This is a genomic window from Psychrobacter sp. AOP5-GZ1-6, from assembly GCF_052376345.1.
Lineage (GTDB): Bacteria > Pseudomonadota > Gammaproteobacteria > Pseudomonadales > Moraxellaceae > Psychrobacter.
This window is the reverse complement of the sequence record NZ_JBQSVP010000042.1, coordinates 1-24,680: the sequence shown is the minus strand read 5'-3', so window position 1 is coordinate 24,680 and position 24,680 is coordinate 1. Positions and strand designations below refer to the sequence as shown.

19 protein-coding genes and 1 tRNA gene are annotated in these 24,680 nt (G+C 43.0%); 7 read left to right on the top strand and 13 right to left on the bottom strand.

Annotated elements, in window-relative coordinates:
• Positions 1 to 24 precede the first annotated feature (24 nt).
• From ACT3RN_RS07580 to ACT3RN_RS07545, 8 genes are all read right to left on the bottom strand, one after another.
• Positions 25 to 101: transfer RNA gene (locus tag ACT3RN_RS07580), tRNA-Ile, on the bottom strand.
• 90 nt (positions 102 to 191) lie between these two features.
• Positions 192 to 1,001, bottom strand: a complete 810-nt coding sequence (locus tag ACT3RN_RS07575; protein WP_225739164.1) for a pteridine reductase — start codon at positions 999 to 1,001, stop codon at positions 192 to 194.
• Between the two features lie 16 nt (positions 1,002 to 1,017).
• Positions 1,018 to 2,205 (bottom strand): tRNA nucleotidyltransferase, encoded by a 1,188-nt coding sequence (locus ACT3RN_RS07570; protein ID WP_192519292.1) that lies wholly within the window; start codon positions 2,203 to 2,205, stop codon positions 1,018 to 1,020.
• Positions 2,206 to 2,368: 163 nt separating this feature from the next.
• A complete protein-coding gene (locus ACT3RN_RS07565) occupies positions 2,369 to 4,690 on the bottom strand; it encodes an NADP-dependent malic enzyme (RefSeq protein ID WP_192519293.1) in 2,322 nt (773 codons plus the stop codon).
• 348 nt (positions 4,691 to 5,038) lie between these two features.
• A complete protein-coding gene (locus ACT3RN_RS07560) occupies positions 5,039 to 6,505 on the bottom strand; it encodes a protein adenylyltransferase SelO (RefSeq protein WP_192519294.1) in 1,467 nt (488 codons plus the stop codon).
• A gap of 129 nt (positions 6,506 to 6,634) precedes the next feature.
• Positions 6,635 to 7,561 (bottom strand): IS30 family transposase, encoded by a 927-nt coding sequence (locus ACT3RN_RS07555; RefSeq protein WP_192521016.1) that lies wholly within the window; start codon positions 7,559 to 7,561, stop codon positions 6,635 to 6,637.
• 175 nt (positions 7,562 to 7,736) lie between these two features.
• Complete coding sequence (locus ACT3RN_RS07550; RefSeq protein WP_413469393.1) at positions 7,737 to 8,915, bottom strand: acyl-CoA desaturase; 1,179 nt, start codon at positions 8,913 to 8,915, stop codon at positions 7,737 to 7,739.
• Between the two features lie 435 nt (positions 8,916 to 9,350).
• Positions 9,351 to 10,082, bottom strand: coding sequence for a glycerophosphodiester phosphodiesterase (locus tag ACT3RN_RS07545; RefSeq protein ID WP_192519296.1), 732 nt, complete (start codon positions 10,080 to 10,082; stop codon positions 9,351 to 9,353).
• A gap of 368 nt (positions 10,083 to 10,450) precedes the next feature.
• Between ACT3RN_RS07545 and ACT3RN_RS07540 the strand changes: the two genes are divergently transcribed.
• On the top strand, positions 10,451 to 11,359 hold the full coding sequence (locus ACT3RN_RS07540; RefSeq protein ID WP_192519297.1) for a hypothetical protein: 909 nt from the start codon (positions 10,451 to 10,453) through the stop codon (positions 11,357 to 11,359).
• Between the two features lie 96 nt (positions 11,360 to 11,455).
• Here the strand turns inward: ACT3RN_RS07540 and ACT3RN_RS07535 are convergent, their stop codons facing one another.
• Positions 11,456 to 12,052 (bottom strand): cob(I)yrinic acid a,c-diamide adenosyltransferase, encoded by a 597-nt coding sequence (locus tag ACT3RN_RS07535; protein ID WP_192519298.1) that lies wholly within the window; start codon positions 12,050 to 12,052, stop codon positions 11,456 to 11,458.
• A gap of 230 nt (positions 12,053 to 12,282) precedes the next feature.
• Here ACT3RN_RS07535 and cysS point away from each other — a divergent pair, with 230 nt between their 5' ends.
• From cysS to pdxH, 6 genes are all read left to right on the top strand, one after another.
• Positions 12,283 to 13,743 carry a cysteine--tRNA ligase gene (gene cysS, locus ACT3RN_RS07530; protein ID WP_192519299.1) on the top strand — a complete coding sequence of 487 codons (1,461 nt, stop codon included), beginning with the start codon at positions 12,283 to 12,285 and terminating at the stop codon, positions 13,741 to 13,743.
• A gap of 161 nt (positions 13,744 to 13,904) precedes the next feature.
• On the top strand, positions 13,905 to 14,492 hold the full coding sequence (locus ACT3RN_RS07525; protein WP_442440060.1) for a hypothetical protein: 588 nt from the start codon (positions 13,905 to 13,907) through the stop codon (positions 14,490 to 14,492).
• Positions 14,407 to 15,846 carry a mechanosensitive ion channel family protein gene (locus ACT3RN_RS07520; RefSeq protein WP_442440059.1) on the top strand — a complete coding sequence of 480 codons (1,440 nt, stop codon included), beginning with the start codon at positions 14,407 to 14,409 and terminating at the stop codon, positions 15,844 to 15,846. The genes ACT3RN_RS07525 and ACT3RN_RS07520 overlap by 86 nt, the downstream gene beginning before the upstream one ends.
• Before the next feature lie 278 nt (positions 15,847 to 16,124).
• Complete coding sequence (guaB, locus tag ACT3RN_RS07515; RefSeq protein WP_192519301.1) at positions 16,125 to 17,597, top strand: IMP dehydrogenase; 1,473 nt, start codon at positions 16,125 to 16,127, stop codon at positions 17,595 to 17,597.
• A 211-nt stretch (positions 17,598 to 17,808) separates the two neighbouring features.
• Positions 17,809 to 19,179, top strand: a complete 1,371-nt coding sequence (glmM, locus tag ACT3RN_RS07510; RefSeq protein WP_192519302.1) for a phosphoglucosamine mutase — start codon at positions 17,809 to 17,811, stop codon at positions 19,177 to 19,179.
• Positions 19,180 to 19,231: 52 nt separating this feature from the next.
• A complete protein-coding gene (gene pdxH, locus ACT3RN_RS07505) occupies positions 19,232 to 19,876 on the top strand; it encodes a pyridoxamine 5'-phosphate oxidase (RefSeq protein ID WP_192519307.1) in 645 nt (214 codons plus the stop codon).
• Positions 19,877 to 20,007: 131 nt separating this feature from the next.
• On the opposite strand, the gene ACT3RN_RS07500 is transcribed toward pdxH, so the two are convergent.
• The 4 genes from ACT3RN_RS07500 to ACT3RN_RS07485 all read right to left on the bottom strand — a co-directional run bounded on the left by ACT3RN_RS07500 (position 20,008) and on the right by ACT3RN_RS07485 (position 24,661).
• Entirely contained in the window at positions 20,008 to 21,270 is a 1,263-nt protein-coding gene (locus ACT3RN_RS07500; RefSeq protein WP_442440058.1) for an HlyD family secretion protein, read from the bottom strand.
• Between the two features lie 106 nt (positions 21,271 to 21,376).
• The gene (locus ACT3RN_RS07495) at positions 21,377 to 23,068 is read right to left on the bottom strand and encodes an MFS transporter (RefSeq protein ID WP_442440057.1); all 1,692 of its coding nucleotides are present in this window, start codon (positions 23,066 to 23,068) and stop codon (positions 21,377 to 21,379) included.
• A gap of 281 nt (positions 23,069 to 23,349) precedes the next feature.
• Positions 23,350 to 23,979: a glutathione S-transferase family protein gene (locus ACT3RN_RS07490; protein WP_442062230.1), complete on the bottom strand. Its 630-nt coding sequence runs from the start codon at positions 23,977 to 23,979 to the stop codon at positions 23,350 to 23,352.
• 4 nt (positions 23,980 to 23,983) lie between these two features.
• Positions 23,984 to 24,661: a type 1 glutamine amidotransferase domain-containing protein gene (locus ACT3RN_RS07485; protein WP_442062232.1), complete on the bottom strand. Its 678-nt coding sequence runs from the start codon at positions 24,659 to 24,661 to the stop codon at positions 23,984 to 23,986.
• Between the last annotated feature and the right edge of the window lie 19 nt (positions 24,662 to 24,680).

Genomic DNA, 24,680 nt, shown 5'->3' with positions numbered 1-24,680 from the left:
CATTGCGCTTGCGGGGTTTGAATTTGGTGGGCCCAGTAGGACTTGAACCTACGACCAAAGGATTATGAGTCCTCTGCTCTAACCAACTGAGCTATGGGCCCTAACGTTAGACGGATAATGATACCTGATTTTTTGAATTTTTCAAGTAAAAAATAAGCAGTAATCAAGATATTTTTTATTAAGCGCTATTTTTATGAGATATGACCACCAGCCAAGGTTAGGCTGCGACCACCATCCACAGTGATAATCTCTCCAGTGACATAATGTGCCTGCGCAAGATACAGCACACTATGGGCAATTTCGTCAGGTCGGCCGATGCGCTGCATAGGGATTGAGTTGATAATATCTCGCTGTTGGCTAATATCTAATGCTTGATCGCTATTAGCAGCAGGTAAGACATTAACCCCAGGCGCGACACCATTGACTCGTATGTCTGGTGCCATTTCTAATGCCAGCGACTGTACCATCATACGGTGAGCAGATTTTGCCATATTATAGACAGTATAATGGCTAAACGGTCTATCATGGGCGTGGATATCTAATAAACTGATAATACAGCCTCTTTGCTTTTTGAGATAAGGTAATAATGCTTGGCTTAAAAACAAAGGTGCCTTAGCATTGGTTAATAACAATTCATCCCACTGTGCGTGATCGATACTGCCGAGGGGGCTAGGGTAAAACCGCGAGGCATTATGTACTAATGTGTCTAATTGGCCAAAGGTCTCTATAATATCTTTAACGAACACATGTAACGCAGCGCTATCGTTGACGACGGTCAAGTCAGCAACAACAACGGCTGCACTATTGGCACGAATATAATTTAACTCGGTGGCTAATTCTTTTGCTTGTTGCTCGCTATGATGACAGTGAATGATGACTCGGTAGCCCTGATGATGTGCGGCTCTCACGATGGCTGCACCAATACGCTTAGCACTGCCCGTTACCAACATAACTGGAGAGTGATGATTGGCTAATGGCATGGCATGGGGTGCTTGGTTCATAGTCATTGTATGCTTTTTAACCTTGGTGTTGCGCTTGTAAGTGCTCAGCTCTAGCTTGCCTTAGTGCCTCACCAATAGCTGGGCCTTTGAGGTCTGGTGCTATATCTGTCATGCCAATGTCGTGAAAGCTATTTAGTGCTATCATCATTTGACGGTGTTGTATTGCCAGTTGTAATACCTGATTACACACGAGTAGTTGTGAGAGTTTATTAGGCTCTTTATGCGCGCCGCAATTTTGTAAGAGATCAATTTTTTCAATAGCAGTCAGAGTGTTTATTTTGCTAAGGTTTTCGGCTTGCTGCACGAATAAACTGGCAAACTGAGTTTGTATTTTTGGTACCTTGGCGATACTGCCTATATCGTTAATGCCTTTTATATTAGCTGTTTTATTAGCATGTGCATCTGTGCGCACTAAAATAAATAGAGATGAGTTGAGGCTAGTCATTAATAAGGCCCAACGTTGTGATAAGTTGAGCTGCATTTGACCTGCGAAATACAGCGCAGTTTGTACAGTTTCTCTTATCTGAATATTGGCCCAAGCTTGATGCAACGGCGTAAAATACTCTGTTAGCGCACCGATTTCGTATAGTTGTTGCCAATAGACCTGAGGCGATAGCTGCATGGTTGCGCGGCTCGATTCTTGCCAAATACGTTCGCTACTTAAATGGCTAAGCTCTCCAGAGGCAGCTAACTCACGCATTAAGCTCAAGGTTTCATCGGCGATGGTAAACCCTAAGTCATAATAACGGCTATAGAAACGAGCTGTTCTAAGTACTCGTAGTGGGTCTTCGCTAAAAGCACTGGATACATGGCGCAAAGTTTTATTTTTTATATCAGCCAATCCACCATAGTAGTCGATAACTTCACCATCTATAGGGGTGTCATCATTCAGACTGGTAACCTCTATTGCCATGGCATTGATGGTCAAGTCGCGACGTTGCAGGTCCTCTTTTAAGCTCACATCGGGGCTGGCATGAACGCTAAATCCTTTATAGCCAGAGCCTTGCTTGCGTTCCGTACGTGCCAGTGCGTATTCTTCATGGCTACTTGGATGTAAAAACACTGGAAAGTCTGCGCCCACTTGCAGAAATCCTGCATCAAGCATTTCGCTGACCGTTGCACCAACGACGACAAAGTCTTTATCTTTGATAGGGCGACCTAATAGTCGATCACGTACCGCACCACCCACTAGGTAAATTTGCATAATATCCTCTTTTATTGAGTAAGCTTGGGTACTCAATTTTTACTGATAAAAAAACCAGTCCATGCCTTTTAAGAGCATTGACTGGTTTTTAGTATAGCAGACGGTTTCTATAAATAAGCAATAGTGACCGTCTTCATCATACGTGTATACTGCCTATGGAGTATTACTGATTTTCACTTTCTAAATCTTGAGCTTCAGTAACGGCCAGCGCAGTCATATTAACGATACCACGTGCAGTTGCTGATGGCGTTAGAATATGTACTGGCTTATTAGAGCCTAACAAAATAGGTCCGATAGAGGCACTACCAGTGGCTGTTTTGAGTAGGTTAAAGGCAATATTTGATGCGTCAAGCGTTGGCAAGATAAGCAGGTTTGCAGCACCTTTTAATGGACTTGATGGCATATGGTTCAGACGAATATGCTCATTTAGCGCGGCGTCACCTTGCATCTCACCATCAAACTCAAAATCTACATTCATATCGGTTAGTAGTTGATAGACCTGACGCATTTTGGCAGCACTGGTACGATCTGAAGCACCAAAGTTAGAATGAGAAACTAGCGCGACACGTGGAGTAATACCGAAGCGACGCAATTGTTCAGCTGCCAAGAGAGTCATTTCAGCTAATTGCTCAGCGGTTGGGTCTTCGTGGATATAAGTGTCTGCGATGAAGATATTACGATCTTGCATGAGTACCGCATTCATAGCATAGAAGTCGTTCATGCCTTCTTTTTTACCAATGACACTTTCAACATATCTCAAGTGCAACTGATAATGGCCAAACGTACCACATACCATAGCATCTGCCGCACCATTATTGACCAACAACGAGCCAATCAATGTGGTCTTACGACGAACATCACGGCGTGCAAGCTCAATACTAACACCGCGACGCTTATTCTGTTCGTAGTAGCCTTGCCAGTAGTCTTTATAGCGAGAATCATCATCGATATTGACGATAGTAATGTTCTCGCCATCTTTTAGACGCAAGCCCAGTTTCTCAATATTGGCGGCAATGACTGAAGGACGACCAACCAAGATAGGCTTCGCTAGCTGCTCATCAACAACCACTTGTACAGCAAGCAAGATATTATTGTCTTCACCTTCACAGTAAACAATACGTTTTGGTGCAGACTTGGCACGAGCAAAGATAGGCTTCATGACGAACGCAGAGTTATAGACAAACTCAGACAGACGCTGACGATAGGCTTGCATGTCAGCGATAGGTAGAGTGGCAACACCTGAATCCATCGCCGCTTGAGCAACGGCAGAAGCAATCTCGATGATTAGGTTTGGCTCTAGAGGTCCTGGAATCAGGTAATCACGACCGAAGCTTTGCATTTTATCGATGTTTCTAACACTGGCAGTTGGTGTTGCTTCGACGTGTGCCATGGCAGCGATCGCTTTTACACAAGCCACTTTCATTTCTTCATTAACGGTTGTTGCACCAACATCTAATGCGCCACGGAAGATATAAGGGAAGCATAATGCATTGTTTACTTGGTTTGGATAGTCTGAGCGACCTGTTGCCATGATAACATCTGGGCGTACAGCATGTGCCAACTCTGGCATGATTTCAGGCGTTGGGTTGGCCAGTGCAAAAACGATAGGGTCTTTTGCCATACGGCGAACCATGTCTTCAGATAACGTACCAGGCATAGATAAGCCCAAGAACATATCGACATCGTCCATGACTTCTTCGATCGTGGTTGCAGTCGTCTCACGTGCATAGCGCTGTTTGGTTTCATCAAGATTTTCACGAACGGTAGTGATGATACCGCGTGAATCTGAAACAAAGATATTGTTTTTATTTACGCCAAGTGCGCAAATGATATCCAAACAAGAAATTGCTGCGGCACCAGCACCTGAACAAACCACTTTGATTTCTTCGATTTTTTTGCCAGTAATCAATAACGCGTTGAGCATCGCCGCTGCAACAATGATTGACGTACCATGTTGGTCATCATGAAATACTGGAATGTTCATACGTTTACGTAGTTCACGCTCGATTTTGAAACATTCTGGTGCTTTGATGTCTTCTAGGTTGATACCACCAAAAGTAGGTTCAAGAGAGGCAACCGCTTCAATAAATTTGTCTGGGTCGTTTTGTGCAATCTCAATATCAAAAACGTCAATACCTGCGAATTTTTTGAATAAAACCCCTTTACCTTCCATGACAGGTTTTGATGCCAATGGACCGATATTACCTAAGCCAAGTACCGCAGTACCGTTGGTAATGACACCAACCAAGTTGCTACGAGCTGTATATTTTGCTGCTAGCGTTGGGTCTTTTTCAATTTCAAGACAAGGAACTGCCACACCTGGTGAGTAAGCCAGCGCTAAATCACGTTGGTTAGCCAACTGTTTAATAGGGGTGACTGAGATCTTACCTGGACGTGGAAATTCATGGTAATGTAAGGCAGCTTGTTCAAACTGCTCTTTTTCCGAACTAAGGTTATCCGTATTCAAATTGGTATCGTCATTCATAATAATTGCCATGGTTGGAATAAATTGGAATAAAGTAAATGGAGATAAAAAACAGTTCGCCCTTAAAAAATTAAAGAATGACAATAATTTAAAGGGTCATTGGTACTAAAGAATTGATGGTCACAGAGATAGTAATCAGTGATTAAATACTGGCATCAAAAACGCAATCTAACAAAAACTGTTATTCTACCACTATTGGCAATTCACGCCTAGTCAATAGCGATGAATTGCTTGAATAATACAATAAAATGATATTCATTATTTATCTTGTTGATAATGCCAAAAAACAAGGCTAAATACCAACCGTAATTCCATAATGTTTCAAAATATTACAGAGTAGTAGGATTATTAAGATGAACAGCTAATAGGTTGCTGAGGTGTGTTGGGGTTGGGTGGCGTTATATCCAGATCAGTAGCGGTGTCTTGCACACAATAGGGGTTGGCTAGCAATTCAAAAACTCGGCTAACTTCTTTAAGCTGACCTTGCTCTGCTGCTGTGATAGCACGCTGTGCCATACTATTACGTAATATATAAACAGGGTTATGGGTTTGCATATCTTGGATAGCTTGATCGATCGGTAGCTGTTGTAGTTGAGCTATATAACGTGTCGACCAATCTTGCCATACCAGTTGTGCATCAGTGCTCAACTCATTGGTTATAGTGAGTAGTAGTTTTTGCTCGTAGGGATGAACAGTTGGTGAGACCAAACCGAGTAGGGCGCGGAAGCTATTGGTGTAATCGAGCAAGTTGTTTTCTAGCAATGTCAACCACTCAAAAGCCAGTGTCAGACTCTGAGAATCATGAGGTAAGCCAAGTTTACGGCATAAGCCTTGCTGATAATGCTGCATAAAGCTCGCTTCATAAGGTAACAAGCACTCTGCCAGCGTGTCACGCGTGACGCCTTCTAAACGCATAAAGTGTGGTAACCAAACATTGAGATTCCAGTGACCGATAGCAGGCTGGTTTTGATAAGAGTATCGACCTGTGTGGTCGGAATGGTTGTTGATCCAAGCTGGGTTAAAACGTTCCATAAAACCAAAAGGTCCAAAATCTAAGGTGCTGCCAGTGATAGATAGATTATCTGTATTCATGACACCATGGGCAAATCCTATCAGCTGCCAATCAGCGATCATTCGTGCGGTACGCTCAACGACTGCCGTCAAAAACGCTGCCACAGGTTGTTCACTATCGCGACATTCTGGATAGTAAGTATCAATCATATAATCGGTAAATTCACTAAGTAAATCAGGTGCAAAGCTAGCAATCCACTCCACATGACCAAGGCGAATATGGCTATCAGCCACACGCATCAGTGCAGCACCTGTTTCGATACGCTCACGGCGTACCTGGGTATCTGATACAACGAACCCCAACGCGTTAGATGAAGGAATACCAAGCTGAGTAAGTGCGTGACCGCATAGATACTCGCGAATGGTGCTGCGTAACACAGCGCGTCCATCACCCATCCGTGAATAAGGCGTTAGGCCAATACCTTTAAGGTGCAGGTCTTGTGAGTGGTTGTTGTTATCGAGTACCTGCGCCATTAATAAGCCACGTCCATCACCCAACTGTCCAGCCCATTGTCCGAACTGGTGACCGGCATAAGCCATAGCCAGTGGTTTAAAGTCAGCTGGCACGTATTGACCACCCAATACCTCAACCCAGCGTGTCATCAGATCTTTATCTTCTGTCCAGCCCAACTGCTCTGCAACTTGGGTGTTGAAATGACCAGCACGTGGGTTGTCTAATGGCGTGGGTGGTTGCTCATGATAGAGGCGTGTGTCTAGTTTGACATAGGTATTTTGATAACGCATACAAGCCGTTCCTATTAAAACATCAAAATGATGGGACCACTATAACATAGCCACCACAAGACAGCGTTTAGCTTTATCTATCTTGCTGTCTATTTATTATATTCTTAGATTAACACACCAAGTGCAACGCTAAGTAATGGAATAAAACACCTGGTTTGGCGTTTTAAACCCCAATCGTTTTCTTGGTCTGTTGTTTAACCTGTCTTCAATGTTTTGAACCTCATCATCAGATACTTGTCTAAAGTCACATCCTTTAGGTAAGTACTCTCTAATCAAGCCATTGGTATTTTCGTTTGTTCCTCGTTGCCATGAGGCATAAGCATCAGCAAAGTAAAACCCACTATAGAGTCTTTGCTTAATGGCTTTATGATCCGCAAACTCCTTGCCATTATCGGACGTAATCGTCTTAACGTGCAGTCTCACAGGAGTTAGCATAACCACCATCGCATCCGCGACCAGATGAGCACTCTTTTTAGTCACTCGCTTCATCTTAACCAAACCTGTCTTTCGCTCTACCACTGTCACGATAGCTTGTTTGTGGTTTTTACCAATGATGGTGTCCGCTTCCCAATCACCGATGCGGGATCGCTCTTTTACTACATGAGGGCGCTCATGAATTGAGACCCTGTCATTAATACGCCCACGAGTCTCAGTGGTAAGCCTTTGACGATAGGGTTTGGCTTTGCGTCTTAAATATTGCCATAGCGTGCCGCCTTGCCTCTTATCCGTCCATAAGTAACGATAGATACTCATGTGACTGACTCCACTATGAACGCCTGCTATTTGCTCAGGACTCCACTGCAGTTTAAGCTTAGTCACGACCCAGTCCCAGACGTTTAAAATGATGGTGAAGGCATTATTTGCTCGCCTCGCTTTAGCGGTGTTGTCTGCATGCTTTGCTCGGTAGCCTCGTAGGCTTTTATTGCGTCTAAGCTCTCTTGATATGGTGCTGGGACTTCTGCCTAATGCCCCTGCTATAAATTTAATACTATGTTGTGCCCCTCTAAGGGCATAAATCTGATATCGTTCCTCTAGGCTTAGATGTGTATAGCTCATGGTTGCAATCTCACTTTGGCGGTGGATAGTAGCTTTGATGCTAGCGCATCTAGGCCTCTTTTTCACCTGCTCTTTGATATTGCACTTCATGTGTTAATCTAAGATTCAATAAAAAACCCTCCATCCATGACGGATAGAGGGAAGGAGAAGCTTTACAATAATGAGAAGTCAGCGACTAAGCGGTTGTTTTGTTTGTTCCAATCGCACGAAATGCTGTTTTTAGATTGCTGTTATGCTCAAGTATTTTTTGCTCAACTTTGGCGTAATCGTGCTTTAGCTTATCATCAACTTCATGTAAACGATCAGCAAACTCTGTTTTCTTCAGTTCAATAGTTTTGGTTTTTAGCGCTTGCCATTCTTCTACTGTTTTCGTAAAAGCCTCATATTCAAACTTGATGCGATCTTGAAAATTCTTCATTGCATGAGGAATATCAATACCGCTTGCTGTCGCTGTATCAATCTGCTGTTGAGCGGTTTTAAACTGCATTTGCACTTCAGCATGCTTGATAGTAGTGTCATCTACAGTACGTAGCTCACTGGTTAAACCAATTTTAGATAAGCCTGCAATCAACCATTTGGTAGGGTCATATTGCCACCATTTAACACCATTACGATAGTCGTATTGGAAGAAGTGATGATAGTTATGATAACCCTCACCCCATGTGAAGATAGCTAAGAAAAAGTTATCACGGGCAGTATTGGTATCGGTATAAGGACGTGTACCAAACATGTGGCATAACGAGTTGATGAAGAAGGTAAAGTGATGGGTTAGTACCAGGCGTAGCAAACCAGCAATCAGTAAAGTACCCCAAACATCACCTAATAACCAACCAATACCAGCGACCATACCGACGTTTAAGGCAACTACCCATAAGCCATAGTATTTATGCTGAATTTGTAACGTTTTATCTCTGGTCAAATCAGGAATATTTTTGTAATCAAACTTACCACTAGGATAATTGCGCAGCATCCAACCAATATGGCTAAACCAAAAACCACGTTTTGCTGAATATGGGTCATCTAAACGATCATCTACATGACGATGATGGCTACGGTGACCAGAAACCCAGTCAAACGCTGAGCCTTGTACGGCTAGGGTTGAGCCAAGCAATAAGAAGTTTTTGACAATCGGATGCGCTTTATATGCACGATGTGACAGTAGACGATGGTAACCAGCAGTAATACTAATACCTGTCCATACCATAAAGGCACCAAATACACCCCAAACCGGCGCGCTAACTTGATGAGTCAATAAATACCACGGTGTGATAACGGCAGCAGCAATTGGCGTGGCTACTAATATAGCCGCAGGGATCCAATTGATCGGCGCTTTGGTAAACTCAAACTCCCGTATATCGATCTCACCTTTTTCAGAGGTATCAATTTTTACGGTCTTATCAGCATAGTTGCGTTTAGCAACTGGCAGATTATCGATCGAATTACTTGTATCAAAACGTGTCTTAAAACGTGAGGCTTGAGTGCTGGCTGCTTTTACAAGCGTATCACCAGATTTGATAGCGAAACGTAAGCCTTTCAGCGGTAAGCCAAGTGCTTTTTTTGCGATCATATAATATCCCTAACGGTATTCATTTAAGTCTCTATAATACCCTAAAATTTTCATAAAGTGAACACTCATGCACTATAAAAATATTGCTAAATAACAACAACTTGTATTGATTATGGGATGTATTGACGTAAATAACCTGTGATTTATCAGGCATTAAGGATAAGTGTAAGCACTATATCAAAATATATGAATTTTTTGAGGTAGCTGAAATGAAAAATAGATTTACGAATTTAGTAATAAATGGCTTGGGAAATCGGTAATGATTACATCGGTGTGCCATTGAACCAGTTGTGCAATCGTATCGGTGTTATTGACGGTCCAAGCACTGACTGGTAAACCGTAGCGGTGGCTATGCTCAATAACGGCTTGGTTGATAAGAGGATGGTATATACCCAATTGACCACAGCCAAGCTGTAGTGCTGTATTGGTCGCAGCGATCAAGGCTTTAGGTGTGTCAATCAACAAACCACGCGGAATGTGCATAAGTGGCTTGCTGCGTTGCAACCGCGCATGTAATTCCATATCAAAACTAGTTAACGCAATAGGTAAGTTGGCAAGAGGGCTGTAGATTAAATGCTGGATCAGTGCTTTCATTAGTTTGGCGTAGTTGGTACGGCTATGCGTCTTAATTTCGAGTTCAATATGAGTAAAACCATTTAGCAAAGGGGCCATACGGGTCAAAGAGATGATTTGATGTTCAAGCTGTCGGTATCGTCTAATCTCTGCAAGACTCAACTGGTCAATACGTGATTGTTGACGACACATGCGTGCTAAATCATCATCATGGAATACAACTAAGTGGCCATCAGCACTAAGCTGTACGTCAAACTCAATGCCTGTTAAACCATGAGCATTGAGACGGTGAGCATGCTCAAATCCTATCAATGTGTTTTCTAATACCTCACCACGGGCACCACGATGACCAAGTAATCGTGTGTTTTTAAAATTTATCATTGTTATCATTTCGGCTATTTGTATGAGTAATCATATAGCGTCATATGAGTAGCGTCTAATAAAATTTGTTAAATAGAATAGAGTGTTGATATGAATTTTTTTATTATGAAGTGTAACGATAATACTTTGAAAGTAGGTTTACATTGAGCGTCGAAGTACGTATTTGTTATGTTTTTGCAACTAAGTGTAGGTTTTACCCATTAAAGGGGGCGTTATTTATGTGTCCATAGGCTACACTAATGACCATTCAATACAAACACCGTATAATAGTCGGTTTTTCAAACCTATGGCAGCTAGGGTTGCGGTTTGGACATCAATCACTGTCCGTCAGTGGCGGTACGAATTAGTAAATTGGGAGCAAAATGAATATGAGCGTAGCAAATAAGGGTTTGAGTAAGTGGCAGAAGATTGCTGGAATTGGTATGGCATGTAGTTTGGTGCTTGCAGGCTGTGATCGCTCAGATAAAGAAGACACCACGGAGACAGCAGAGCTGACAGAGCAGGATTCGGATGCTATTGAAAATGCTGCGGCAACGGCCGTTAGTTGTGATGACCCAATGGTACAAGATCGTCTCAAAGCGACGCTAAAAAACACACTCACTCAGCAAGCGCAAGCTTTGGCTACTAACTATGCCAACGATGCGGAGATTAATCTTGCCAGTGGTGCCATTACTGATAAAATCGACGGTATCGTGATTGATGTACAGAATGCCGCAGTTTTACAAGAAGCCAATAGCAATGGTCTGACGACTTGCCAAGCAAGTGTGAGTATGACGTTGCCAAGTGCAGACTTGTATCAAGCCAGCCAAGTCCAAGCGGCCAATAATCAACCAAGTCTACAATCACGTTTAGCGGAAAACAATATTCGTATCAATAATAATATGCTCGTGGATGATTCTTTTACCTATGTTGTTGGCACTCAAAACGGTCAAGTACGTACGCGTATTGCTGGAGAGCCGGCACTGGTAGCTGTCGTTTCTGATGTGATGGCAGGTTCTGTATTGCAGTCAGCGATGAACAGTCAGAATGCTCAAAGAGAAGCCGCACAAAACAATGATACTCAACCTGCACCGATTCGCGAGCCTAGAGAAGTCACACCGATTGAGCCAATTGAGCCAATTCGTCCTACTGAACCTGCAACACCGCCAACGATTAATAACCCAAGCAATCCTACAGATAACAATACAGCAGTCAGCGAACCAGAAGTACTAAAAGAAGTACCTGAAGATGAGAGTATTGATATGGTTATTACTCAAGACGAAAATGCTACTTACTAACTCGTAAGAGTGATGCAGTTGCTAAATGATAAGTATTAGAAGAGCCCGCAACGTCAAGTTGCGGGCTCTTCTTTATGTCTCAATAGTCACGTATCGCTATTTCTTAGCATCAAAATCCTTTAACACTTGACTGTCCCAAAGTACTTCAAAGACTTGTTTAGGGTCAGTACAGAAACGTGCAGCGACGAATAACCAGTCAGATAAACGATTGATAAAGCTTACTGCTGTACTACGCATGGCTGTTGGACGTTGCTGTCTTAACAATACCGCTTGGCGTTCAGCACGGCGACAGACACTACGAGCTACATGTAACTGGCTCACTAAAACAGATCCTGTTGGTAGGATAAAATCCTTGAGCGGTGGCAAGGTGGTATTCATTGTATCAATTTGTTGCTCCAACCATTCAATATGAGTGGCATTAACCCCTTCATATTCTGGCATAGCCAGTTCACCACCGATATTGAACAGTAGGTGCTGAATAATGACTAAGCCTTCAGAGAACTCCTTGGCGATAGATTGGCCTTTATTGCGTTGCAATTGAGCACGTACTAGACCGATATGTGAGTTGAGTTCATCAATATCGCCCATGACATTAAATAGATTGTCAGCTTTACTGACTCGACTGCCATCTGCCATACCAGTGCTACCATCATCTCCAGTACGCGTATATATCTTACTTAAGCGATTACCCATATCTAAGTCCTTAACTATTTTTTTGATTGAGTGGTGTTAGTTGCGTGCTCATTGTAGTATTTTACGACTGTTTTCGCTAAGATAATGGGTCAAGTTTTATATAACAGTCGTTTTATTGTTGTTCCTTATATTGAGGGCAAGGATGAATCAGAGTTACTGGCTGATAAAACATGGCCAATATTTTAACTTGTATTTAATCTACTTTATTTATATAAAAAGGCTTTTTAATCATGACCACACCTCTTGCAGATGCGATGTCTCAGCTTGCGATTTATGACTCACTGACTGGCGGAAAACGCCAATTCGTACCACTCAAAGCAGGGCAAGTAGGCATCTATGTGTGCGGCATGACCGTTTATGATTATTGTCACATTGGTCATGCGCGGATGATGATCGGCTTTGATATAGCTGTACGCTGGCTAACACAATTGGGCTATGATGTTAATTATGTGCGTAATATTACCGATATTGATGACAAAATTATCGCTCGTGCAGCTGAGAATGGCGAAGAGATTAGTACACTGACGCAGCGTTTTATTAAAGCCATGCATGAAGACTTTTCTGCACTTGGTTGCTTATCACCTAATGCTGAGCCACGGGCAACTGACTATATCGATGAGATGCAACAAATGATCGGGACGTTGGTCGAAGGAGACTATGCGTACGCAGGAGACAATGGTGATGTATATTACGCCGTTGATAGTTTTGCGGACTACGGCAAGTTGTCTAAGCGCAATCTGGATGATATGCAGGCAGGTTCGCGAGTTGATGTTGAAAATGATAAGCGCAATCCATTTGACTTTGTACTATGGAAAGCAGCCAAGCCTGAGGAGCCTCAGTGGGCATCTCCATGGGGACAAGGGCGTCCAGGCTGGCATATTGAATGCTCAGCGATGTCGACTAAATGCTTGGGTGATACCTTTGATATTCATGGCGGTGGTCATGATCTACAGTTTCCACATCACGAAAATGAGATTGCCCAATCTGAAGCGGCGACGGGTTGTGAGTATGCACGTAACTGGATGCATGTTGGCTTTATCAATGTCGATGGCGAAAAGATGTCTAAGTCATTAAATAACTTCTTTACCATTCGTGATGTCATGGCCAAGTATTTGCCAGAAACGCTGCGATTTTTCTTATTATCAAGCCATTACCGAAGCCAAGTGAACTTCTCCGATAACGCATTAGATGAAGCTCATAATAGCCTAAGCAGGTTATACAATGCCTTGAAACTGGCTGAGCAGCAAAAAGGGCAAACATTGGTTGTTACGGATGAGTTGATCAATGAGGTTTATAACAGCAGTGCTGGGCAAGACTTTATTAAAGCCATGAACGATGATTTTAATAGTTCAACGGCTATCAGTGTACTATTTGGGCTGGCACGTGATATTAATAAAGCCATAAAAGCAGAAGAGGTTGATGTTGCATGGCATTTGGCACAGCAGTTAAAAGCATTGGCACAGGTACTCAATATTTTACAGCAGCCTGTTCAAGAGTTTTTGCAAGCCGTGGTTGGTGATCAGACTGATGATGGCTTAACGGACGCGGTCATCGATGATTTAATCATTGAGCGCGCAGATGCCAAAACCAACAAAAACTTTGCGCGTGCTGATGAGATACGTGAGCAATTGAAGGAAGCAGGTATTGAGCTCGAGGACAGCCGTGCTGGCACGACATGGCGCCGCGCTTAAAAAGTCTGTTACAGAAAACTCATACAGATGTTCATAAACTAAGTCAGCTTTGAGCTGGCTTTTTTTGTAGACTAAATTAAGTATGAAACTATCAGATATAGAGTTTATGGTGAGAATAAGCTTTGTATAAAAATCTCACATCAATGAGTGGTCGCTAAAATATGGATATTATCAAAACCAGCAAGATTAATAATGATGTTGGTCCGGAACGTAAAACGCTACCATTATTATTCGCTGTTTTTATGATAGTAATGAGTGCGGCTTGTATGCCTACTTATGCGGCAGATGATAACAATGAGCAACGTATAAGTGAACAAGAACGCTCACAGTCAGCAGACACACCTGATAGTTTGACTGAGTATACAGATGAACAAATCAGTAATATAAAAAATGAAAGAGTTGGTCTGTCTGGTGTGGTAGGAGAGGTGCTTGATCCCACTGAGCGTAGTGTTGTAGAGCAATCTGGACAAGTGCAAGGGGATTCGGGACTGACAGGTGAGTATAATGAAAACTATTATTTATTAGATACGCTCAATGCTAGCTTACCAACATTGTCTGAGCCAGCAAATTTAACGACTCCTTTAGCGACTTTAGAGTTCTTTCAGTCAGCGGTCATGAAGCATCAATACGACTTAGCTGCTTACGCGCTTAATATGAATCTGATTGACCAAAAGATTCAGCGCAATCACGCGATTGAATTGTCGCAGCGCTTGGATTTTTTATTATCAGAGAGAGCTCTATGTCTTTGATGATCTGCCAGATCGCCCAGATGGTTTAATCGAACCGCCACTGGGTAGCACCAGTAGTATCATGGGTGTTCCAAGACGTTCGATACAGTTGGGTTATATCGATTATCGTGAACGCCGTGTTCCTATTTATCTACAGCGAGTCCGAGTGGGCGATAGTGCGCCTATTTGGGTATTTTCTGATCAGACAGTGGGTAATATCGACAATCTTTATGAGCAATATCATCCAGCAGAGTTTGAGCGTTATTTACCAGCATGGTTGAAATTTAAAGTATTCAGTATTGCGTTATGGGAGTTTTTAGCATTATCACTGTTCTTCTTATTGACGATGGGAGTAGGGTGGTTACTGAGTAAAGGTACTGGAAAAATTATTAGTCATTATATTGATGATGAGAAGTACCGCAATGATTTGGGTAGTATTCATGGTGTAGCAGATTTGGTCAATAAGCTGACGGTACCTTTGACTTTTACCATCAGTTTTTCGTTGGTTTTTACATTGGTTTCTGGCGGCTTTCCTTACTTAGACGCTGTTGCTGCATCGACTAGGCCACTTATCTGGATAGGCTTGGTTTTTAGCACTATGTGGCTTGGCATACGTGTGATTAACTTTTTTGCCAATCGTTACCAAAACATGCAGATCGAAAATCTGGCTGCAGAGCATTTTGATAAAGAGCGCCGCCGACGCACCTATGTGTCGATATTTCGCCGAGTTTTTATCTTTGTCATGATTTTAGGTAGTATCTGGATGGGTTTGAGTGAATTTACCAACATGGAAGGCCTTGGTAAAACACTATTAACCTCGGCAGGTATAGCGGGCGTGGTTATTGGTATTGCGGCACAGCCGATACTGGGTAATATTATCGCTGGAGTACAGGTAGCAGTCACGCAGCCGGTACGGATTGGTGATAGTGTGATAATGGATGGTAATTTCAGTACTGTTGAAGATCTGCGTTACACTTATGCAGTACTAAAAACATGGGATGAACGTCGTCTGGTGGTGCCAATGCGTGAGCTGATTACTGACACAGTAGAAAACTGGTCACATACAGAGGTGCATCAAACTTGTCCTGTGTTTTTATTTGTGGATTATGGTGCAGATATTGATGCCATTCGCCAGCAGTTTATATCGGCGGCTAAAGATAATAAGCTGTGGGACAAAAAAACCGAGCCTGAAATATTTGTAGTCGAAGTGACCGAACATAGCATTAAACTGCGTGGCGCGGTGTCAGCGGTAGGCCCCATAGAAGCGTGGACACTGGCTTGTGAAATACGTGAGCAGATGCTTGGTTATCTATATCGCGAACACAAGCCTTATCTGCCAGCTGACCGTCTGGTGTTAAAAGATAAAGAGGCATAAGTAATCACATTTAAGTCCACATTATTTTGGATAAACGACACTCTTAGTATATATAGCTTATATTGGTAAAATAATCTGCTAAATATACATGCGACTTGTTTGCTTATTTGTTATAATGTGGCGTTATTTTTAAGGGATAAGTAAGTGATTAAGCGTAAGATTGCACCATATTTATGTAAACTTATGATTCATCACTTAATTGCAGTTTTCTAGCGTTTGATTTAGCTGGTTTATTGCTAAAATCCCACCCATCAAAATAACCACCACTAGGGGTCTGTATGTTGCGAATTGTCGATGAAGCCTTAACCTTTGATGACGTTTTATTATTACCAGCCTATTCTGAAGTTCTGCCAAAAACTGCTGATCTGTCTACTCGTTTGACCAAAAATATCACACTTAATCTTCCGCTAATCTCTGCGGCGATGGATACTGTGACTGAGTCTGAAATGGCTATCACTATGGCACAACTTGGTGGCATGGGTATTTTGCACAAGAGCATGGACATCGAAAAGCAGGCCACACAAGTACGCCGTGTCAAAAAATTTGAAGCGGGTACAGTGGTTGATCCTATCACTGTACATCCAGAGATGACCATTGGTGAGTTGCTGCGTTTGACGCAGGATAATAATATTTCAGGTGTGCCTGTGGTAGAAAAGGGTACTGATAACGTGGTAGGTATCGTGACGCATCGTGATTGGCGTTTTGAGACCAATCTGTCGCTACCTGTCAGTAAAATCATGACGCCAAAAGATCAGCTGGTCACGGTACATGAAGGTGAGAGCAACGAAAATATCAAAAGATTGCTGCATGAGCATCGTATCGAAAAAGTTATCGTTATTGATGATAATTTCCGCCTACGTGGTTTGATTACGGTTAATGATTTTGCCAAAGCTGAAAACAATCCAAATGCCTGTAAAGACGAACAAGGTCGCCTACGTGTTGGTGCTGCCGTTGGTACTGGCGCAGACACGCAAGCACGTGTTGAAGCATTGATTGCTGCTGACGTTGACGTTATCGTTGTTGATACGGCGCATGGTCACTCAAAAGGTGTGATTGATAAAGTTTCTTGGATTAAAAAGAACTATCCGCACGTACAAGTAATCGGTGGTAACATCGCAACAGGTGAAGCTGCTATTGCTTTACGTGATGCAGGCGCCGATGCTGTAAAAGTGGGTATTGGTCCTGGTTCTATCTGTACCACGCGTATTATCGCAGGTATCGGTGTACCACAAATCTCAGCGATTGATAATGTTGCTAGCGCCTTAAAAGACAGCATTCCATTGATTGCTGATGGTGGTATTCGTTTCTCAGGAGATATGGCAAAAGCAATCGCTGCTGGTGCATCATGCATTATGGTTGGCTCGTTAATGGCTGGTACTGAAGAAGCCCCAGGTGAAGTTGAACTGTTCCAAGGTCGCTACTATAAGGCTTATCGCGGTATGGGTAGTTTGGGTGCGATGTCAGGATCAAATGGTTCATCAGACCGTTACTTCCAAGATGCCAAAGATGGCGTAGAGAAGCTAGTGCCAGAAGGTATCGAAGGTCGTGTACCTTATAAAGGCCCAGTTGCTGGTATCGTTAATCAGTTGGTTGGTGGATTACGTTCATCAATGGGTTATACAGGTTCTGCAACTATCGAAGACATGCGTACTAAGCCACAGTTTATCAAAGTAACTTCAGCTGGTATGAAAGAATCACATGTGCATGATGTGCAAATCACTAAAGAAGCACCGAACTATCGAGTAAACTAAAGTATGTATTTTGACTAATGCATTTTTGCGGTTTATTTAAAAGATATTGACTAGGACGTAATGCTTTAGCGACTTTGAGATACAAACAGCCAACAATGATTTATTATTGTTGGCTGTTTTTTTTGTAAAATACAGAAACAGATTATTACAATAATAGTATTGCTGACATATACGCTTGAATTTTTATTTTTTGACTTGAGGAGTGTGCATAATGAGCTATTTTGGTACCGATGGTATTCGTGGGAAATTTGGTGAGTTGCCAATTACACCTGACTTTATTTTGAAATTAGGCTATGTGACGGGACAAGTGCTGATAGAAAATAATAGCAATCCTGCGCGCAGACCTAGTGTGGTCATTGGCAAAGATACTCGCTTGTCAGGTTATGTGATTGAGGGCGCGTTACAGGCGGGCTTCAACGCCTCTGGTGTCGATGTTCATATGCTTGGTCCATTACCAACACCTGCCATTGCACATTTAACTCGTAGCTTTAATGCTGATGCAGGTGTGGTTATTTCCGCATCACACAACCCTTATTACGACAACGGTATCAAACTGTTTTCAGGTGACGGTAAAAAGCTTACTGATGAGATGCAAAGTGCAATCAATGATAAGCTACAAGTTATTATGAGTATTGATAGCAGCGATGATGCTATGGTTATGCCTATCCTTGATCCGTCACAACTGGGTAAAAATAATCGAATCAACGATGCGAAAGGTCGCTATATTGAATTCTGTAAAGGTAGCTTTCCTTATCAGTATGATTTGAGCCATCTAACTGTTGTCTTAGATTGTGCCAATGGTGCAGGCTACAGTGTGGCACCAAGAGTCATGCGTGAGTTGGGTGCTAATGTGATAGCTATTCATAATACGCCTGACGGCCTCAATATCAATGCTGATTGTGGTTCTACCCATCCTCAAAGCTTGCAGAAAGCAGTTCTTGAGCATAAGGCCGATGTTGGTATTGCCTTAGATGGTGATGGTGACCGTATTGTGATGGTCGATGAGACAGGTGAGATCGTCGATGGTGATGGTATTTTATATGTACTTGCTACTCAAGGTCAGACCAAGGCCAAAGGCGTGGTTGGTACATTGATGAGTAATATGGGCTTAGAGTTGGCATTACACGCTGCTGATATTGCCTTTGCTCGTGCAAAAGTGGGTGATCGCTATGTGATGCATGAGCTTGAGGCCAATGGTTGGATATTGGGCGGTGAGCCATCTGGACACATTTTATGCTTAGATAAGAGTCGTACTGGTGATGCTATCATTGCAGGCTTGCAAGTATTGGCTGTGATGCAAGCACGTGGTCGCGCGCTGAGCGATCTGGTTGAAGGGTTTGATGTGCTGCCACAAAAACTCGTCAACGTCCGCCTGTCTCAAATGCAGGACCCGTTTGAGCACGAGGAGCTGGTTGCCGCTTTTGACAAAGCACAAGCGACTTTAGAAGGAAGAGGTCGTCTATTGATTCGTCAGTCAGGAACTGAGCCTATGATTCGAGTGATGGTAGAATCAGATGATGAGATAGAATGTGATGTCATGGCCAATGACTTGGCCGAGCATATTAAAGCGGTATTGGGTTAATAGCCATTCGTGTCATAATGCAACCATATCAAAATAAGGAATGACCATGAGCATGGATTTTACCGATCAGCGTCTGTCATATGAAAAAGGCGTGCTTGATCAACAGTCAGTACCTAACTCGCCATTTGAGTTATTACATGCCTGGATGAATGAGGCAATAGCACAAAAAGTTCAAGAGCCGTATGCCATGAGCTTGGCGACCTGTGGCGCAGACAATAAGCCCAGTGTGCGGATTGTATTGATGCGTGAGATTACGGATACTGGCGTGGTGTTTTATACCAACTACGAGAGTGCGAAAGGGCAAGATATTGCTGAGAATCCAAATGCTGAGGTTTTGTTTTTTTGGCATGAGCTTGAGCGTCAGGTTCGTATCAGTGGCAGCATTGCGAAGATAGATGCTCAAAAATCTGCGGCGTATTTTCAAAAGCGTCCGCATGATAGCCAAGTAGGTGCATGGGTCAGCCAGCCGCAAAGTGGTGAGGTTGCCAATCGTGATGTCATGGAGCAAACCTTTGAGCAGCTGCAATCAGATTACTCTGATACTGGAGATGTGCCAACGCCAGAGTTTTGGGGTGGGTATGAGATTACGATTGAGCAGATCGAGTTTTGGCAAGGTCGTGCCAACCGTATGCATGACCGCATCGTATATACTAGCGACAATGGCGATAGCTGGAATACCAAGCGCCTGTTGCCATAAGACTGTAGCTGTAACTTTGTAGCTATAAGGTTTTAGTTATAAAGCCACTTGGCTCAATAATAAACCCCCGTTAGTGGCTATTGTCAAAAGCTACTAGCGGGTTTTTTTTATTGGAGGTAATGACATTGATATTATTTTACATCAGTATCCACATCGACAGAAACGGACATGCCAGGACGTAGATTGACCAGATTTGGTTGATCTTTATCTAAATCGATACGTACTGGAATACGCTGGGCTATTTTAATATAGTTACCAGTGGTTGGGTTTGCTGCTGTGGCGCTAAATTCACTGCCAGTTGCTGGCGAGATATTATTGATACGTCCCGTAAACTCAGTACCACCAAGGGCATCCACTCGAATAGTAGCAGGTTCACCTATGGTCATGTTGGCGATTTGAGTTTCTTTAAAATTGGCAATGATCCATACGCCTTTCGGTACGATATACATAAGCTGTGTACCAGCACTAACATACTGTCCATTTTTTACACTGACTTGGCTCAATTGCCCTGATTCAGGCGCAGTAATCATGGTGTTATCCAAATTTATTTTTGCTTGTTTTTTAGCTGCTTCTGCATTTTGAATATTGGCATCAAGTGATGAGCGGCTACCACTGGTTTTTTTGCTGGCTTGTTTAGCGGCTTGTAGGTTGGCTTCTGCTTGTTGTACCGCTGCTTGCGCCTTAGCCAGCTCTGCTTTTGTATGTGCCACTTCCGCTTGTGACACGGCGCCAATCGCATCAAGTCCTTGATAGCGTTTAATGTCTTCTTGGGCACTGTTGACACTCACTTTGGCGCTATGTACATCAGCTTCACGCGCTGCTATTTGTGCTTGACTAGATTGAGTATCTTGAGCGTTGCTTGCGCGGTTGGTTACAGCTACCTCGATATTGGCCTGTGCTTGTTCGAGCTGTTGTTGAAAGGTACGGTCATCTATTTTAACCAGTGCATCACCTTCTGTGACATTTTCAAAGTCCTGTACCGCAACATCAGTTACGTAACCAGATACTTGTGAGCTGATGATGGTGGTTTGGCCTTTCACAAAGGCATTATTGGTATGCTGTACGGTTGGGGTGAATGGGGGGAGTTTCCATGCATATAAAATAAGAAACACACCGATAACGATGAGAATAATAAAAAACCCTATATTGAAGAACGTTTTTTTCTTAGGATTCCACCCAGAAGAGGAGGGAATTGGCTCGGTTGGTGGCATAGGTGCTTCGTTATCGGTGCTGTGCTCTACTGGCGTGTCCACAGAGTGGGTTTCGCTGTCTTGAGTACTGGTTGTCTCATCAGTATTAGTAGATAGTCGATTAGCAGACAGGTTATTAGAAGACGAGCTGTTGACTGGCGTCTGAGTTTTTTGGTCAGAGTCATTAGGGTTTTCTTGGCTCATGACGCGCTCCTAAAAAGTTAGATGAAAATAATTGATAGTTTGATATGGGTATAAATAAGCGTTCTAGCAATCCCAAACATTATGGATAGCGATGTTAAACAACATCTTATTTTTGCTCACGCATTTTGGCGATTACAGCCAGCTCTTTCGCTAATGGATTGCGTTTATGGTAGCGATAGTAAAGGTAATTGAGCAGTAAGATAATAGTGGCAGCAGTCGATAGAATGGCCATGATAAAGAATAAATCACCATAAGCAGAGACAGTGGCTTGGCGCTGGACACCTTGCAGCACTTGTAGCGTAGCCGCAGTATTGGCTTGGGTAGTGTCGGTAATTTGAGGTGATAAAACGCTACGTGCTGCGGCTATTTGCCCCACCAGCTCAGGATCACCAAAGTTGAGGGTGCTGACCATATCTGCATAATGTACCTGCGTACGAACCGTGGTAAACGCTTGGATAGCGGCTGCACCTGCCAACCCGCCTACCGTTTGCGAAATACTAAAAATAACGGAAAAACTAATAATATAGGCAGGACCACTGGTAATAGCACGCAAAAATCCTTCAAAAACTAGAGGCCCCATGAAATATACGGCGGCAAATGCAATCAAAAACTGGCTGAGATAAAACATATAGGGTGCTGAATTAATAGACACCGTGGTGTCCATCCAAGACCCTACGGCAATCAATGCCACTGCGAAGATAACGGGTCGACGCAAATCCATCGCATTGGTACTAAAAATACTGATCACTAAAGCCAATACACTGGCCGTTAATATAACCGCATAAAACGTAACCAGCTGATCGTTACCATAGCCTAAGTTGGCAAGCAGTCCTGCAGCCCCAACATTCTGCTCAGATAGCAAAATTCGCATGACAGCACCAGTAATCATAAAGGCAATGATATTTCGGCTACGCATCCAGCGCACTTGTAGCATCGGGTTTTTGCGATGCGTCTCAATCCATAGGGCGATACTAATCCCAACGATGGCAATAATAAGTGGATAGATAAGCCAAGGTGTCGTCCACCATAGAATCCTGCCTTGTACCAAAACGACAGCCAATGCAGCCAGACCACTAGCAAAAAAACCAAAGCTTAAAAAATCCAATTTTTCAAATACTTTTTCTGTATGACCTGGCGGTAGCTCTAGCAAGTTGATCAGCCCAAAACAAATCAGCGCCAAACCAAATTGGAATAGAAATAAGCTCTCAAGCTGACCGTCGATGGTGAGGTAGGGCGAGATGACTCGTGATAATGGGATACCAAACTGTACCAAGCCAAAACCCAAGATTAGACCGCTAGTGCGTTTGACAGTTGGCATACCTTGCAAACAATAGAACAAACCTAATATGGTCATGGCACTGGCCACCATACCGCTCAAGCCACGGGTGACAAGCTCTAAGTAATAAGGATCAAGCCACATACCATCAGCAGCCGTCACCAAGCCACTGCTCACAAACCACTGCATACTGGTTGCTAGTAGCAAAAAAGATAGGGTGATTTTAGTGAATAATGCCATGCCAAACTGCTGACGAATTTTATACAACAGTACGGTGATACAAGCATTAGTCATATTGTAGGCAACCGATATCCAACCACCTTCCATCGGTGTCAAGCTAAGGTCACCTTGGATTTGAGTTAAGTTGGTGACCAACAAACCATTTTGGAAGCTGGCAGTCAATCCAATAATAATACCAATGAGCAGGTAACAAACCTTGCGGCGTACAGGGTGGTCAGGATTGGCTGGCGACCCTACCATCATCGGTTGTTCGTGGGGCTTGAATTGATATTCATTATTCATGGTTGACCGTCTTTCTAGATGAGTGTTGGCTGCAGTGACAGACAACAACACGGTTTATCAAAAATGGGTGGTGCGGTTAATGATGATATAGTCGATTCAATTTAAAAGTCGTACAAGGGCCGAGTGTAGATGTATCTCTAATACTTCAAACGAGACGCTGTCATACTTTCATAGTGGAATGACTGTAGTTTGCAAAAGCCAATAACAAAAATAGCCCAAGGTAGACTTGGGCTATTCTATCAGTCTGTCTATAAAACGCTACAGATTATATCATTTTAAGGCTATTTTGAACTGTCATGCTCAGCTTCAAGGCGCATCGCACGCTGATAGCTGTCAAGGCTGGCCAAGCTTTCAGCATATTGTCTGATATGTGGATAGTCTTCTAGCTTCTGACGCTGTGCAAGAATAATCATATCAAACGACAGCATAAAGTCAGCACCGCTAAGCGTATCACCTACAATAAACGACTTACCTTCAAGTGATGCGTCTAAATATTTGAACAGTCTGGTTTTTTCTATGGCTATATAACCATTTAAAAATTCATTGTTATCGACACCTGCTTTTTTGCTAAACAGTTCAAGCATCAATGGCAACATGAGCGAGCTCTCAGCAAAGTCAATCCACTGCAAGTAATGACCGTAATCTTTACTGTCAGTAGCAGGACGCAAGCGATCTGGTGCAAAGCGTTCAATTAATAGCTCAGTAATAGCACCTGATTCTGAGTATATTTGCCCATCCATTTCGATCACTGGTGACTTACCCAGCGGATGCACCGCTTTTAGGCTGTCTGGTGCTAGATGTGTATGAGCGTCACGTTGATGGCTTATGATTTCATAAGGCTCGCCCAGCTCTTCTAGTAGCCATAAAATACGCAGCGAGCGCGACTGATTTAAATGGTGCAAGCGAATCATAGTGTTATCCCTTTATCTTAGCGATCAGGTGTTTCGCAGCTTCTTCAGATGAGGCTGGGTTTTGTCCAGTGATTAACAAACCGTCTTCTACCACAAATGAGGCCCAATCATCTGCTTTTTCGTAATGACCACCATTGGCTTTGAGTTCATCTTCTACTAAGAAAGGTACGATATCTGTTAGGCCGACCGCGTCTTCTTCTGAGTTGGTAAAGCCGGTGACTTTTTTGTCTTTGACCAAATATTCGCCGTCGACTTTGACATTTTTAAGCGCACCTGGTGCATGACAAACAAAGGCAACAGGCTTATCTTGCTTGACAAAAGCCTCAATCAAATTGATAGAGTTTTCATCTACTGCCAAATCCCATAATGGGCCATGACCACCAGGATAAAATACCGAGTCAAAATCCTCTGCTTTTACGTCCGCAAGCTTTTTGGTGCTGGCCAGATGTTCTTGAGCTTTAGTATCACCCTTAAAACGTGTGGTATCTTTGGTTTGTGCATCTTCAGTATCGCTACTAGGGTCGAGCGGCGGCTGGCCACCAGCAGGTGACGCTAATGTGACGTTAGCACCTGCATCGATAAATGCGTAGTAAGGCGCGGCAAATTCTTCTAGCCAAAACCCTGTTTTTTTACCAGTATCGCCTAGACGGTCGTGTGAGGTTAGTACCATTAAAATATTCATTGTTATCCTTATTTGTTAT

Bases quoted from the DNA above. Each gene is read 5' to 3' on its own strand.
- ACT3RN_RS07495 (WP_442440057.1), bottom strand. From the start codon at position 23,068: ATGAATAATGAATATCAATTCAAGCCCCACGAACAACCGATGATGGTA.
- pdxH (WP_192519307.1), top strand. From the start codon at position 19,232: ATGGATTTTACCGATCAGCGTCTGTCATATGAAAAAGGCGTGCTTGAT.
- guaB (WP_192519301.1), top strand. From the start codon at position 16,125: ATGTTGCGAATTGTCGATGAAGCCTTAACCTTTGATGACGTTTTATTA.
- ACT3RN_RS07500 (WP_442440058.1), bottom strand. From the start codon at position 21,270: ATGAGCCAAGAAAACCCTAATGACTCTGACCAAAAAACTCAGACGCCA.
- ACT3RN_RS07565 (WP_192519293.1), bottom strand. From the start codon at position 4,690: ATGAATGACGATACCAATTTGAATACGGATAACCTTAGTTCGGAAAAA.
- cysS (WP_192519299.1), top strand. From the start codon at position 12,283: ATGACCACACCTCTTGCAGATGCGATGTCTCAGCTTGCGATTTATGAC.
- ACT3RN_RS07540 (WP_192519297.1), top strand. From the start codon at position 10,451: ATGAGCGTAGCAAATAAGGGTTTGAGTAAGTGGCAGAAGATTGCTGGA.
- ACT3RN_RS07570 (WP_192519292.1), bottom strand. From the start codon at position 2,205: ATGCAAATTTACCTAGTGGGTGGTGCGGTACGTGATCGACTATTAGGT.
- ACT3RN_RS07555 (WP_192521016.1), bottom strand. From the start codon at position 7,561: ATGAGCTATACACATCTAAGCCTAGAGGAACGATATCAGATTTATGCC.
- ACT3RN_RS07535 (WP_192519298.1), bottom strand. From the start codon at position 12,052: ATGGGTAATCGCTTAAGTAAGATATATACGCGTACTGGAGATGATGGT.
- ACT3RN_RS07525 (WP_442440060.1), top strand. From the start codon at position 13,905: ATGGATATTATCAAAACCAGCAAGATTAATAATGATGTTGGTCCGGAA.
- ACT3RN_RS07485 (WP_442062232.1), bottom strand. From the start codon at position 24,661: ATGAATATTTTAATGGTACTAACCTCACACGACCGTCTAGGCGATACT.
- ACT3RN_RS07545 (WP_192519296.1), bottom strand. From the start codon at position 10,082: ATGATAAATTTTAAAAACACACGATTACTTGGTCATCGTGGTGCCCGT.
- glmM (WP_192519302.1), top strand. From the start codon at position 17,809: ATGAGCTATTTTGGTACCGATGGTATTCGTGGGAAATTTGGTGAGTTG.
- ACT3RN_RS07560 (WP_192519294.1), bottom strand. From the start codon at position 6,505: ATGCGTTATCAAAATACCTATGTCAAACTAGACACACGCCTCTATCAT.
- ACT3RN_RS07575 (WP_225739164.1), bottom strand. From the start codon at position 1,001: ATGAACCAAGCACCCCATGCCATGCCATTAGCCAATCATCACTCTCCA.
- ACT3RN_RS07490 (WP_442062230.1), bottom strand. From the start codon at position 23,979: ATGATTCGCTTGCACCATTTAAATCAGTCGCGCTCGCTGCGTATTTTA.